Raw genomic sequence first — 13,781 nt, 5'->3', positions numbered from 1 at the left:
GGGCAGTGATGTTGAACAGACATGACAGGTAATTCAAGTTTGGCGACTTAAAATTACCGCCCGACTGGGCTTTTCACTTCATATCATTACTTTTTCAGGACTACCGAAAGTAAGACTTTTAATAATACGGAGGTTAACCTTTTGATTTAGCGGTAAAGTATCTTTAGGCTTTTTAGCTTGATTTGAAGATAGAAAAATCTTAAAATTTATGTTTTGACTTTTTGGTTAAAGAAGGGTATTTATAAAGTTTTACCTTGTTGCTAATACATTACAGACTATTATATCGTAGCTGATTGCTGATGAATCGTGATGAAAGGTAAGCTTTAAGTAAATATGAAAAGAGCAGAGTTTACGAACAAATGGATTTATCAAACGGTAAAAGCAAACCCGACTGTCGTAGTCGGGTTTGCTTTGGCTTAAAGAAAAATACATAGTTTGAAACTCGCCCAATTTAGTACAACAGGAAACGCGTTTATATCGACCCGTTCAGCACGGTGTCAATGGGGGCGGGTTGACCGTTTGGCTGAGGTTGTTGCTGGGGCTGGGTCTGAGGTATCTGCTGTTGGGGGTACTTTTGTTGCTGTGGTGATTGCTGCTGCGGGTAGCCGGGTTGGGGGCCGGGGAGGGCGGAGCCATCGTAGTAGGGACGCTGGTAGGGGTTGTTGACGATTTCTACGCCGGTGATGAAGTACTTGGTGTCGCCATTCCAGGGCAGGCGGACCAGCTTTTCCTCGTAATGCAGCGTGATGCGCTGGCCGGTTTTCACGGCCTGATTAATTCGATTCGCTATAGAGTCATTTTTTACGGAAAACTCAAAGAATTGTGGGGTCAGGGAGCCGGTCTCGCCGGAGAAGCCGCCGACGTTCAGGACGCCTTCCCAGGTTTTGAATACATAGCCCCGGCGGCTGAACTTGGATACCGTGCCGGCACGTTCGCCGTCGCTGTAACTCCAGGCGGTGAGGTAATAGAAAACACCAAAAACGATTAGCAGAAATATCAGGAGGAATAGGCCAAGTCTCATAACTATGGGGTGCTTATATAGGATAATTCACAAATGAACAAAATATTTGGAATATGCTCATAGACTTAACCTGCTATCGGGCTGGGTGGTTTACCGAATTTAGATTGTGGTAGCCATGTCTGCCAGCTTATCGGTATATTAGGAGGTATTTTCCTGGGATGCTGTGTGTTGCAACCATCCCTGACCTGACCATGAACGATGTACGTTACCTCCGCCGGCTGTTTTTAGTAGTCGGGCTTCTCTATATAGGCATATCTTCTTTGCTCGCGCAGACAACGGTACAAACTACTACGCTGACCGGGCGCGTGACCGATGCCGCTACGGGTGAGGGCCTGCCGTTTGCCAATGTCTTTATCAACGCTACTACCAAAGGCACTACCACCGACGAACAGGGCCGCTACCGCCTGACCGGTGTACCGCTGGGTACGGTCGAGCTGGTAGCGTCTTATTTGGGCTATCAACCCGCCAATCAGTCGCTCCGTCTGGAGAGTACGCAGACCCGTGAGGTAAATCTGGCGCTGACTAGTACCGGCGTTACGCTGGATGCGGTTACCGTAACTGTAAAGAAGGATAAAACCTGGCAGCGGCAGATGCGGACCTTTGAGCGTGAACTGCTGGGCGGAGGGCCGTTCGGCCGTCAGTGCGAAATTACCAATAGCCATGTGGTGACATTTACTGAGTATAATGGCCACCTGAAAGCAGAGGTGTCGGAGCCACTGGTGATCGAGAATAAAGCGTTGGGGTACCGGTTACGTTATGAGATGCAGCATTTCGACTATAACAAAACAATTACTTACTACGGCGGAAACAGCCGGTTTGAGGAAATGCAGCCGGAAAATCCGAAGCAGGCAGAACGCTGGCGGCTGAACCGGCTGGTCGCCTATGAGGGTTCACTCCGTCACCTGATGGCCAGTCTGGTGGCTGGTAACTTTGAACAGGAGGGATTTCTGGTGTATCAGGTTAATCCGTCCATAATGCGCACAATGGACCGGCCGACCTTGTTGCGGGATGTAGGGCGTCGGTTACAGCCTGTCAGCCTGGCTACGCTGATCCAGCCGGGGCGGCTGTCGTTTGAGCGCCGGCTGGTGTCGGCGGCCCCGCTGGAAATTTTTTATACGAAAATCAATTCCCGCACTTCGCCCTATTCGGATGTGGCCTATGCCTGGTCGCAGATGGCCTTGCCGCAACGCACGATGGAAATGACCGCCGACGGCTGGATTACCCTGCCGAATGGTATGGAGGTAAAAGGGTACCTTGGCAACGAGCGTTTAGGGAGCCTGCTGCCCGCCGACTGGAAACCGGAGGTCAAGCCGGCCGTGAACAGTGAGCAGCTGGCAGGGGAGGGGCAGGTACTGGCGGCTGACCGGCGGCAGGATTCGCTGAGCCGGGCCTGGACGCAGAACCATACCCGACCCACGCCGGCCGTTTACGTTCAGACGGACAAGTCACTCTACGCGACGGGTGACCGGCTGTGGCTGAGCGCGTACGTGCTGGATGCCGTCTCGCACCGTAAACTGGATGGGGAGGATGCCCTGCATATCGATCTGGTGTCGCCCGATGGTAAGGTGATTCAGCATCAGTGGCTGCGGGTGGCCGACGGACGCGCTACGGGCGATTTCCGATTCTCCGATACGCTGGCAACCGGCACGTACCGGCTGCGGGCCTATATCGATGAGGAGCGGGTCTTGCCCCGCCCGGCGTTTGAGCGTACGCTATCGGTGTATAATCTCGTACGGAGTACATTTGCTGGAAAAGCTCTTAACACCGATAGTCTTGACGTGCAGTTTCTGCCGGAGGGTGGGCAGTGGGTGGGTGGCCTGTCTACCCGCTTAGGCTTTAAAGTGGTTGGACGTGACGGGCTCGGCAAAACTGTATCCGGGCGGATCGTTGATGAACAGGGCAACGAACTTGTTTCCTTTACCAGCAATGCCGTTGGCATAGGCAGTGTTCTGGTTACCCCGCAGGCTGGCCGTAGCTATCGGGCGGACGTTCCGGCGGGGACTGTCCGGCAAACGGTGGCGCTGCCGCCGGTAGCAGCGGAGGGGCTGGTGCTGACGGCCGATATGGTGAGTGATACCCATCAGCTTGTGTTGCGGGTGCAGGCCTCGGAGCGGTACCGCAGCCAGCCTGTGTACCTGGCGGTGCAAAGCCGGGGTCTGCTGCTGTATCAGGCCAGGGTGCAGTTGCAGGACGGAAAAGCCCGGCTGTTCGTGCCGGCGGCCAAGCTGCCGGAAGGGATTGCTCAGGTAACCTTGTTAAACGCGCAGGGCCATCCGCAGGCTGAACGACTGGTGTTTGTGCCGGAAAGGATCGCTCCGGTGGCGGTGAAGGTAGTAGCCGATAAATCGGAATACAAACCCCGCGAGCGAGTCCGCCTTGACCTCAAACTGAATGATGCTTTCAATGCCGCACCCGTCGGCTTTTTCTCCGTAGCCATTACGGATGCCGGTCAACTGCCAGACGACAGTGTTGCTGCAGACATCCGGACGCACCTGTTGCTGACGGGTGACCTCCGTGGCCGGGTTGAACAACCGAACCGCTATTTCACCAGTAAACGTGTGGAAACGCGCCGGGCACTCGACGATCTGCTGCTCACCCAGGGCTGGCGACGCATCAGCTGGATCGGTGCCGATGCAGTGACCGATACCATCGGCGGTATTGTACTGAACGGGCGGGTGCTGGACGAGAAGCAGAAACCGATCCCGTACGCCGAACTGCTGATTTCGTCGCTGAATACCCGGCCCTCTTTTTCCAAGTCGGTCGGAGCGGACCGGGATGGCTTGTTCCGACTGAACGGCCTGGCCTTTGCCGATACGGCGCGGCTGGTGGCGCAGATCATGGACCCCCGGCTGAAGCCCCTGAAAGGAAAGATTGTGCCGGAAAAGCCCGAAGCACTCTTTGCCCGGTCAGCCATCCGGACGCAACCGCCCGATTGGTCGCTGCTGAAGGGTCAGCTCGAAGCTGCTCAACTGCGGCAGCAGGCCGATCCGGAGCTGTACCGCGACAAGCAGGCCAAACTACTGAAGGAGGTAGTGGTTCGGGGGTTCAAACCAGCAGAGCGGCCGGCGCATGTGCAGCGGGTCAGTATCCACAACAGCGCCGATGCCACCCTGCTCTTTGATGAGAAGTCACCCCGGTTTGGCAATTTGTACGATATGCTGATTGGCCGGATAGCCGGGGTGCAGGTAACCCGAGGGAATGATCCCGAAACGCAGGCGATGCGTTATCAGGTGACCGTTCGCGGCATCGGTAGTTTCATCAGCAGTACTCAGCCGCTATTTTTAATGGACGGTGTACCTATTGAAGATCCCGACGGAAATGCCCTGATGCCCTTCAATCCGAATGATATTGAGCGGATTGAGGTATTGAAAAATGGCGGTACGGCCGGCATTTACGGGGTACGGGGCGGCAATGGAGTAATCGCCTTTTATACTAAGCGCACTGTATCGGAGGTATCAAAGGAGCCGGGCAAGGGTGTCAGCGCCTTCTCACTGATTGGTTTTTCCGCCCAGCGGGAGTTTTATACGCCCCGCTACGGCAGCGAAGCGCCCGACCTCAACGACCGCATCGACCGGCGGGATGTGCTGTACTGGAAGCCGCTGATGCAGACCGACTCCAAAGGGCAATCGGGCATCGCGTTTCCCTTGTCTGATGTGGTCCGCACCCTTCGCGTTGTCGTCCAGGGCATCACCGCCGACGGCCGGCCGGTTTCGGGGACAACATTGATCAAGGTACAGTGACACTATTTGGAGCGAATGGCGATGACTGGGTCCATGCGGGCGGCTGCAAGAGCTGGAATGATACCGGAGATGACGCCAATAATAGACGATACCCCCAGACCGAGCAGGATATTGCCGAGGGAGAGCTGGATGTCGAGTGAGCCCAACTGCATGAATGACAGCAGGTACACCAGCAGGATGCCGACCAGCCCACCGACCAGGCTCAGCAGCACGGCTTCGAACAGAAACTGAAACAGGATAAAGTAATTTTTGGCACCCAGCGATTTCTGGATACCGATGATGTTGGTGCGCTCCTTCACCGACACAAACATGATATTGGCGATGCCGAAGCCACCTACCAGAATGGAGAAACTGCCGATGACCCAGCCGGCCAGCGTCAGCACACTAAAGATACCGCCGATGGCAGCCATCAAAGCCTCCGGCCGGTTGATGGAGAAGTTGTCTTCCTGGGCGGGTTTAAGGCTGCGCCGGGCGCGCAGGACGCCCCTGATCTCACTTTCCAGTTCCATTAAATCTTCGTCGCCGGCCCTGCCTTTTACCGCTATCGATACACCGGGACGGATGGACTGGAATAGCTTGGCAAAGGTGGGATAGGGGATGATACACCGCTCATCGGGTGGACCGTTCACGTCAATCAGACCCGTTCCCTGCCGCTCCTGGACGCCAATAATTATAAAATTTAAGCCACTAACCTTCAGCGTTCGGCCAACGGCATACTGACCGGGAAATAGATTATCCGCCAGGTCGGCACCAATGATCGCTACGTTACGCCCGGCCTCCATCTCCTGGGGTTGAAAATAACGACCCTGCTCGATGGGTACCTCCATGATGACATTATACGCGTACGTTACCCCAAACACGCGGGCTTTCATCACGTTGTTCTGGTTCTTGACCGTTACGTTACCTTTACCGCTCATAGCTGTAATAGCTTCGGCATTCTCCAGCCGGTCGGCCAGCATCCGGTACTCAGCATAGGTAGGTTCGGGGCGCTGGAAGTACCGCCACCAGGGGAAGCTGGGGTCAAACACAAACGGCCACTTCTGCACGTACAGGGTACGGTCGCCGATCACACTGAGCCGGTCTTTGATACTGCGTTCCAGCGAATCAACCAGCGTGAAGACGGCGATAATGGCGAAGATACCAATGGTGACGCCCAGCAGCGAAAGGGTAGTGCGCAGCAGATTGGACCGGAGCGCCTGCCAGGCAAAACGGAAACTTTCGAGAACTTGGCGGAGAAATCGCATGGTCGTTAGCTGTGATCAGTAAGCAGATTGCCGTTGGTCGTTACTTGTCAAAGTTACCTTTTTTAGACTCGTTGCCAAAACGTTTAGGGCTAAACCGTAGTACGCATGGATTATTGGCTTGTTTTTGTAGTTTAGTGGTTTGAGCGTATTACAACCTGTGATTCATGAACCGTTCCTTATCACTTGTCACCGTTTTCCTGTCGGTTGTTCTGCTGACGTCGTCCTGCCGCAAACCCGTCAGTTTGCGCGAGGGGCAGGGCGTCTACCAGTACGACAGCGAAAAGTCCCGTACCGGCTCCGACCGCTTTTTCTCCAATAAACCGGGAGTGATAGCTTCCAGCGGCATGGTGGCCTCGGCGCACCCGGAGGCTTCCCGGGTTGGTGTCGACATCCTCAAAGCTGGGGGTAATGCCGTCGACGCGGCCGTGGCCGTGCAGTTTGCGCTGGCGGTCGTTTATCCGGTGGCCGGGAACATCGGCGGAGGAGGTTTCATGGTGTACCGGGACAAAGCGGGTACTGCCTATACCCTAGATTTTCGCGAAAAAGCACCCGCTAAGGCGCATAAAGACATGTACCTCGACGCAGCCGGCAATGTCGTTCCCGATCTGAGTACGCTGGGCCACCTGGCAGTTGGTGTTCCCGGTTCGGTCGATGGTATGGTCGAAGCCCACCGCCGGTTCGGGAAGCTGCCATGGACGCAACTGCTTCAGCCGGCAATTGATCTGGCCGAAAAGGGTTTCGCGCTGACCACCATTCAGGCGGCCGGATTAACCAGTACCCTGCCGCTGATTCGTCAGGTAAACCCCGGTAAAACCTATTTTCAGAAAGCAGATACTACCGCCTGGCAACCGGGTGAACAACTGGTACAGAAAGACTTGGGTGCGGTACTTCGGCGCATTCAGGCCCAGGGGCGGGCGGGTTTTTATGAAGGCGAAACGGCCCGGCTGCTGGTGGCCGAGATGCAGCGGGGACGCGGCCTGATTACCGATGAGGACCTTAAAAACTACCGCTCAGCCTGGCGTGAGCCTATCGTTGCCCCTTACAAAAATTACAGGATCATTACCATGCCGCCCACGTCGAGTGGCGGAGTAGCGCTGGTGCAGCTCATGCGGCTGATGGAGCCCCTGCCGATCCGGCGCTGGGGCTGGAACACCGATTCGACCGTGCAGGTGATGATTGAAGCCGAACGGCGGGTCTATGCCGACCGGGCCAAGTTTCTGGGTGATCCGGACTTTGTGAAAATGCCGGTCGACCAGCTTACCTCCCGCGATTACCTGACGTCCCGCTGGGCCGATTTTAGTTATGCCAAAGCAACTGATAGCCGGCAGGTAAAAGGAGGCATGATTCCGGGTTACGAAAGTATGGAAACCACCCACTTTTCGGTAGTGGATAAAGACGGCAACGCGGTATCGATAACGACTACGCTGAACGGGGGGTATGGCAGCAAGGTTGTGGTGGGCGGAGCGGGATTTCTGCTCAACAACGAAATGGATGATTTCAGCGTAAAACCGGGGGTGCCGAATATGTTCGGGCTCATCGGCAACCAGGCCAACGCCATTGCGCCGGGCAAACGCATGCTATCGTCGATGACGCCGACCATTGTCGAAAAAGAGGGTAAGCTATACATGGTCGTGGGTACCCCCGGCGGTTCCACCATTATTACCTCCGTGTTCCAGACCATCATGAACGTGCTTGAACACGGCATGACAATGCAGGAGTCGGTGAATGCGCTGAAGTTTCATCACCAGTGGCTGCCCGACAAGACCACGTTTGAGAGTGGGGCTTTCTCGGAACAAACCCTTCAGTACCTCCAGAGCCGGGGCTATACGCTGGAGCGCCTGACCAACTCGCTCGGCCGGATGGACTGCATCATGGTTCGCCCTGACGGCACACTTGAAGGCGCATCCGATCCCCGGTCCGACAACACCTCCATGGGCTATTGATCACCTATAATCCCGGTTTTCGTCGGCAAACATCGCTCACCTCCCTGAGGTTGTATCTAAAACGACAACTCAACATGAAACGCATACTCCTTCTTTATTTGACGCAATGCCTGTTCTGTACCCTTGTGCTGGCGCAGCAGAAAGCCACTACCAGTGACCTGCGGGCACAATTGAACCGCATGTATACCGAAGACCAGCAACAACGGCAGGCATACGCCAAAACCGAGCAGCAATACGGTTGGGGCTCCAAAGAAGCGCAGGAGTTCCGGGCCAGGCTCAAAACTATGAACGACCGCCACCTACAGGAGGTAGACCAGATCATCAGCCGCCAGGGGTATCCAGGGCGTAGTCTGGTGGGCCAGCCGCTCGATCAGGTCGCCTTTATGATTATTCAGCAAAGTACCGACAAAGCCGTTCACCAAAAATACCTGCCGCTGATCACCGAAGCGGCTAATAAAGGTGAACTCGACAAAGCCAGTGCCGCCATCCTGACCGATCTGGTTCGTATTCAGAATGGCGAAAATCAGGTATACGGCACCCAGGTCCGCGTCAACAACCAGGGACAAAAGGAACTCTACCCCATCGAAGACCAGGCCGGCATTGACCGGCGCCGGAAGCAAATGGACCTCGAACCGCTGGATGCATACCTGCGGAGGATGGGGGTGAAGCAATAGCAGTAGGCAGTTCTCAGTAGGCAGAAAATGAGATCCGGTACATATGCCTACTGCTCACTGCCTACTGAAAACTGCACACTAAAACTTCGCCTGATTTTTAGCCGCGATCAACAGCGATTGCAGCTTGCCAGCGTCGATTTCGTCGGGGGATTCGAACTTGATATGACGGAGCAGTTTGCCCGTTCCCCGTAGTTTTCCGTCGGGGTCGGGGATGAGGGTGCCATAATGAAAACCCAGGTTGACGCTCGACGTCAGCGGAGCGATATAGCAGATTTCCTCTGACATATGGGGGCCGCTTCCGTACTTAATGGTTTTATATCCGGTATGAACTTCTTCGATGGCATCGGGCAAAACGGTGCGAACAAGTTCGCGGATTTTCAGCGCAATATCCTTGACTTCAGGCTTATAGCTGTCCAGGAAGTTTTCTACTGATGTTGTCATTTTGCAGTCGGTTTTGGGTTAAGGTACGGATTAACCCTATACGACGCAACGAAAACTTATCTATTTCTTATCCTGCAACAGCACCAGCCAGGCTTCGCGAACACGGTTTTCTTTGAGTAACTGTTTGGCTTTAGTATGCAGCAAATCAGGCAGATACTGACACCCGTTACGGGCTTCCTCAAACATATCATCGATGCCATCGGCCTGCCGAAAGTTCACAATTTCTTCACGTGCGGGCAGCTCGTCAATGGTCGCCAGTTTGCCTAAATCGCTGCCGGTCAGGATGCGGCTGTTGCGGATTGGGGCCGGTAACTGGTCAACTCCGATACCGCGTTGCGGCCGCGCTACCTCAAAAAGCGCTTCACCATGCGCCCGGCAGTAATACTCGCCCCCCATGCGGCCTACCAGATCAATCCGGCGCTGGTCAATTACACCTTTTTCGTCAAAAATATCGTCCCGAAAATGAGCCAGCCTTACTTCACAAATGACCAGGTTGGCCGCTCCGGGGCCATTCCCAATAGTTACGACCTGCTGCACGGCACATTCGTACGAAACCGGCGACTCGGCCACCCTCGGCGGGCGTACCCGCTCCGACGGTACCGGCGTAAAGCCCGCTTTGACAAATTCATCCACTCCCCGCTCATACTCGGCACTCGCCAGCGACATCTGCTCCACCATGTCGTAGTTCACGATATTGATGACCACCTCCGGCACCTCCTCGATGTTCAGCAGCGTATGTTTCTTCTGACCATGGCGGTTATTGTTGGGCGCAAACGCCAGCGTCGGCGGGTTGGAGCCGAAAACATTAAAGAAACTGAACGGACTCAGATTCACCCGGCCTCCGGCATCGACGGTGCTGGCAAACGCAATAGGCCGCGGCCCGATGGAGCCGATCATCAGCCGGTGAAACTCCGGCTGGGATAAGTCTTTTGGATCAATACTTCTCATATTATTACCTCCGTGAATCTCCGTGTTCCTCTCTGCAATAACTAAATTGTTTCACAGAGGAACAGGGAGATTCATAGAGAAGTTATGGTTCCGGTTACTTCACCAAATTCAACGGTCGTCTGGTCATTCTTTGCAATACCCCGCATGGTGATGGTATCACCGTCCTGCAAAAAGGTACGGGTAGAGCCGTCCGGCAAGGTCAGGGGCTGTTTGCCGTTCCAGGTCAGTTCCAGCAGGGAGCCGTAGCTGTTTGGCGTGGTGCCTGATATGGTCCCGGTGGCCATAATGTCACCGACATTGAGGTTACAGCCGTTGATGGTATGGTGGGCAATCATCTGCGCGGCATTCCAGTACAGGTGCCGGGCGTTGGAGCGACTGATGAGCATTTCTGGCCCATTGGCGGCCTGTAGCGTTACCTCCAGGGTAATATCAAAATGGCCGGGCTTTGCTGTCTGCAGATAAGGCAGGGGTACCGGCTCCTGCTTCGGCCCGGCTACCCGGAACGATTCCAGCGCATCGAGTGGTACGATCCAGGGCGAAATAGACGAGCCAAAATTCTTACCCAGAAACGGCCCCAGCGGCTGGTACTCCCACCGCTGAATATCCCGCGCCGACCAGTCGTTGAACAGCACAAATCCAAAAATGTAATCTTCCGCTTCTTCCACCGAAACCGGCTCACCCAGCTTAGATGATTTGCCAATCACTATCCCCATCTCCAGTTCAAAGTCCAGGGCTTTTGACGGACCAAAAACCGGCTTGTTATCCGGCCCAAGAAACTGTCCTTTCGGCCGGCGGATGGGTGTACCCGATACAACAATGGAGGATGCCCGCCCGTGGTAGGCCACCGGCAGGTGTTTCCAGTTAGGCAGCAGCGGTTCACCATCGGGCCGGAACATACGGCCGACGTTGGTTGCGTGCTCTTCACTGGCGTAGAAATCGGTATAGTCACCGACGCGCACTGGCATGTGCAGCGTCGCCCGCGAGCGGTGAATCAGTACCTGTCCGGCAACGTCTTTCAGTGCTGCCTGGTCGTTGGCCAGGAGGTCGGCGAGGTGCTGGTGGACCTCCCGCCAGATGGGGCGACCCAGTTCCATAAAATCGTTGAGATAGGGTTTGGTAAAGACGGCCGGGTCGATTGATAAATCATTAAAAAAGCCCAGCAGGCCAATCACCTCCAGGTCCAGAATATGGTCACCGACCAGAACGCCCGCCCGCGGGCTGCCAATATCATAACTGAAGATTCCGTAGGGATAGCTCATTCGTCGTGGTTAAAGTTGTTGTATATGGAGTCCATGATGCGGACGAAGTGCTGGTAGTCGTCTTCGCTGAGGCTACCCCAGCCTTTGCGCCGGATTTCGACGACGAGAGGGAGCACTTCATGGTATTTGTGTTTGCCCTCAAGGGTCAGGAAGATGAGGAATTTACGACGGTCGTTATCGGCCATGCGTCGCTCGGTCAGGCCTTTTTTGCAGAGCAGGTCAATGATGCGGGTTACGGTTGGCGCGTCTTTGGTGGTCATGTCCGCCAGCACGTTCTGACTAATACCGGGGTTTCGATAGAGGTGGTCAATTAGCACCCACTGGTCAACGGTCAGGTCCACATCAGCCTCGTTGAACCGCTTCTGCAAGGCATTTCTGATTCGCTTAATGGTGGTGTCAATCTTGAAAAAGTAAGCGCGCTGGTCCGACGGGTGCGTCATAGTTGTACAACGGTTTTCAGTACAACGGTTTTGTAAACCGTTCCTGCGGGAGAGTGTCCAGGATGCCTGGAATATAACGAGAAGAAACGGTTTGCAAGACCGTTCTACAGAACCAGCAACCCCTCCAGCTTCTCCTCAATCTCGGCAATGGAATGGAACAGTTGTTCGTACGACTCAATCACAAAATACTGATCCTGGTAGCGGTCGATGATGTAAGGGGTGCGCAGCAGCGTCTCCACATCATACGGGATTCGCTTCGGTACGTCGCTGTACAGGCTGTATGACGTCTCGCCCACCGATGACAGAATGCCGCCCCCATAGATCTTTAACTGCCCGTCTTCCTGAATCAGCCCGAACTCCACCGTGTACCAGTACAGCCGCGAAATCATCTCGATGGCTTCATCGCTTTCTATAAATCGCAATGCAATCCGGCTTAGAGCGGCCAGAAAATCGCAGAACGATTGGTTCGAGAGCAGCGGGACATGGCCAAAGGTATCATGGAACATATCCGGCTCCTGCAGGTATTCGAGCTGGTCGCGTCGGCGCAGCCAGGTGGTGGCCGGGAAGTTGCGGTTGGCCATCAGCTCAAAAAACTCCTTGTTGGCAATCAGCCCCGGCACAGCCGACACCCGCCAGCCTGTCAACTGCTCCAAGCGGGGATTCAGGTCTCGTTCAAAGTGGGGGATGTGGTCGGCCACAAACCCCGTCTTCTCAATGCCGTCCAGGTACGCCTGGCTGGCTTTACCCGGCAACTGCGCCATCTGGCGCTCAAACAGAATGCGCCAGACTTCCTGGTCATCGGGGGTGTATTTGTTATATTCCTGAGTCATAATGGTAAAGAGTGAAAGAGTGAATGAGTGAAAGAGCGGTTACACTACCTGTTTATCGCGCTTTCACTCTTTCGCGCTTTCACCTTTTAAAGCGTTCCTCTCAATTCCTGCTCCCGTTCTATTGCTTCGAATAAGGCTTTGAAGTTGCCTTTGCCAAACGATTTGGCTCCCTTGCGCTGGATGATTTCAAAAAACAGCGTCGGGCGCGGACAAATCGGCTTCGTAAAAAGCTGTAGCAGATACCCTTCCTCGTCGCGGTCGACCAGGATGCCCAGCGGTCGCAGCGTAGCGATTTCTTCGTCGATGTGGCCGACGCGGTCGAGCAGGTCGTCGTAGTACGTGTCGGGGACTTTCAGGAACTCAACACCCCGGTCGCGCAGCGCCATCACAGTTTCTACGATGTTGTCGGTTGCAACCGCAATGTGCTGTACGCCGGAACCGCCGTAGAAATCCAGATACTCTTCCACCTGTGATTTCTTCTTGCCCTCGGCTGGTTCGTTGATGGGGAATTTAATACGCCCGTTGCCGTTGCTCATCACCTTGCTCATCAGCGCGGTGTAGTCGGTCGAAATGTCTTTGTCGTCGAACGAGATCAGCTGCTTAAAGCCCATAATGTTGGCGTAGAAGTTAACCCATTCGTTCATTTCATTCCAGCCGACGTTACCGACCATATGGTCGACGTACTTCAGGCCCACCGGCTCCGGCCGGTAATACGGGTTCCAGGCTTGAAAGCCGGGCATAAACACGCCGTTGTATCCGTTGCGCTCTACGAAAATATGGACGGTGTCGCCGTAGGTATGAATACCCGAGCGGACAATATAGCCATGCTCATCTTCTTCGCGGGTCGGTTGCATGAACGGCCGGGCACCGCGTTGCGTCGTCTCCTCAAAAGCCGCCGTGGCATCATCGACCCAAAGGGCAATAACCCGGACGCCATCCCCGTGCTGGTCGATGTGGCGACCTACGTCGGTACCGCCTTTCAGCGGGGAGGTCAGCACCAGCCGGATTTTATCCTGCACCACTACGTACGAATCACGGTCTTTCAGGCCGGTTTCCAGCCCCGCATGGGCCAGCGGCTGAAAGCCAAACGCCGTCTGGAAGTAATGAGCCGCCTGTTTGGCATTGCTCACGTATAGTTCCAGATAATCGGTGCCGTTTAGTGGCAGGAAGTCCACTGCGTCGGGCGTCAGCAGGGCTTCGTTGGTTTCAAATGCTTGCATAACTGTTTGTTGATGTTGATG

Annotated in this window: 11 protein-coding genes; 3 read left to right on the top strand and 8 right to left on the bottom strand. The window is 55.0% G+C overall.

The window, feature by feature from the left end; translation table 11 throughout:
- Positions 1-472: 472 nt before the first annotated feature.
- Complete coding sequence (locus tag ABD949_RS24115; protein WP_345247822.1) at positions 473-1,021, bottom strand: hypothetical protein; 549 nt, start codon at positions 1,019-1,021, stop codon at positions 473-475.
- A 191-nt stretch (positions 1,022-1,212) separates the two neighbouring features.
- Here ABD949_RS24115 and ABD949_RS24110 point away from each other — a divergent pair, with 191 nt between their 5' ends.
- A complete protein-coding gene (locus ABD949_RS24110; RefSeq protein ID WP_345247819.1) occupies positions 1,213-4,761 on the top strand; it encodes a carboxypeptidase-like regulatory domain-containing protein in 3,549 nt (1,182 codons plus the stop codon).
- A 2-nt stretch (positions 4,762-4,763) separates the two neighbouring features.
- Here the strand turns inward: ABD949_RS24110 and ABD949_RS24105 are convergent, their stop codons facing one another.
- Positions 4,764-6,005, bottom strand: coding sequence for an ABC transporter permease (locus tag ABD949_RS24105; protein ID WP_345247817.1), 1,242 nt, complete (start codon positions 6,003-6,005; stop codon positions 4,764-4,766).
- A gap of 164 nt (positions 6,006-6,169) precedes the next feature.
- Between ABD949_RS24105 and ggt the strand changes: the two genes are divergently transcribed.
- Complete coding sequence (gene ggt, locus ABD949_RS24100; RefSeq protein WP_345247815.1) at positions 6,170-7,948, top strand: gamma-glutamyltransferase; 1,779 nt, start codon at positions 6,170-6,172, stop codon at positions 7,946-7,948.
- Between the two features lie 74 nt (positions 7,949-8,022).
- On the top strand, positions 8,023-8,622 hold the full coding sequence (locus tag ABD949_RS24095) for a DUF6624 domain-containing protein (protein WP_345247813.1): 600 nt from the start codon (positions 8,023-8,025) through the stop codon (positions 8,620-8,622).
- A 78-nt stretch (positions 8,623-8,700) separates the two neighbouring features.
- Here ABD949_RS24095 and ABD949_RS24090 read toward each other — a convergent pair whose 3' ends face one another.
- From ABD949_RS24090 to hppD, 6 genes are all read right to left on the bottom strand, one after another.
- A complete protein-coding gene (locus ABD949_RS24090; protein ID WP_345247811.1) occupies positions 8,701-9,063 on the bottom strand; it encodes a DUF1801 domain-containing protein in 363 nt (120 codons plus the stop codon).
- Positions 9,064-9,123: 60 nt separating this feature from the next.
- A complete protein-coding gene (locus tag ABD949_RS24085) occupies positions 9,124-10,011 on the bottom strand; it encodes a flavin reductase family protein (RefSeq protein ID WP_345247809.1) in 888 nt (295 codons plus the stop codon).
- 71 nt (positions 10,012-10,082) lie between these two features.
- Positions 10,083-11,270, bottom strand: a complete 1,188-nt coding sequence (gene fahA / locus ABD949_RS24080; RefSeq protein WP_345247807.1) for a fumarylacetoacetase — start codon at positions 11,268-11,270, stop codon at positions 10,083-10,085.
- Positions 11,267-11,710 (bottom strand): MarR family winged helix-turn-helix transcriptional regulator, encoded by a 444-nt coding sequence (locus ABD949_RS24075; RefSeq protein WP_345247805.1) that lies wholly within the window; start codon positions 11,708-11,710, stop codon positions 11,267-11,269. Before ABD949_RS24075 ends, fahA begins: the two co-directional genes overlap by 4 nt.
- Before the next feature lie 104 nt (positions 11,711-11,814).
- The gene (gene phhA, locus ABD949_RS24070) at positions 11,815-12,540 is read right to left on the bottom strand and encodes a phenylalanine 4-monooxygenase (RefSeq protein WP_345247803.1); all 726 of its coding nucleotides are present in this window, start codon (positions 12,538-12,540) and stop codon (positions 11,815-11,817) included.
- Between the two features lie 86 nt (positions 12,541-12,626).
- Complete coding sequence (hppD, locus tag ABD949_RS24065; RefSeq protein WP_345247801.1) at positions 12,627-13,760, bottom strand: 4-hydroxyphenylpyruvate dioxygenase; 1,134 nt, start codon at positions 13,758-13,760, stop codon at positions 12,627-12,629.
- Positions 13,761-13,781: the final 21 nt, after the last annotated feature.

It is taken from the genome of Nibrella saemangeumensis (genome assembly GCF_039541915.1).
Classification (GTDB): Bacteria; Bacteroidota; Bacteroidia; order Cytophagales; family Spirosomataceae; genus Nibrella; species Nibrella saemangeumensis.
Note: the sequence above shows the minus strand (reverse complement) of the source record. Positions and strands in the feature narration are given on the sequence as shown.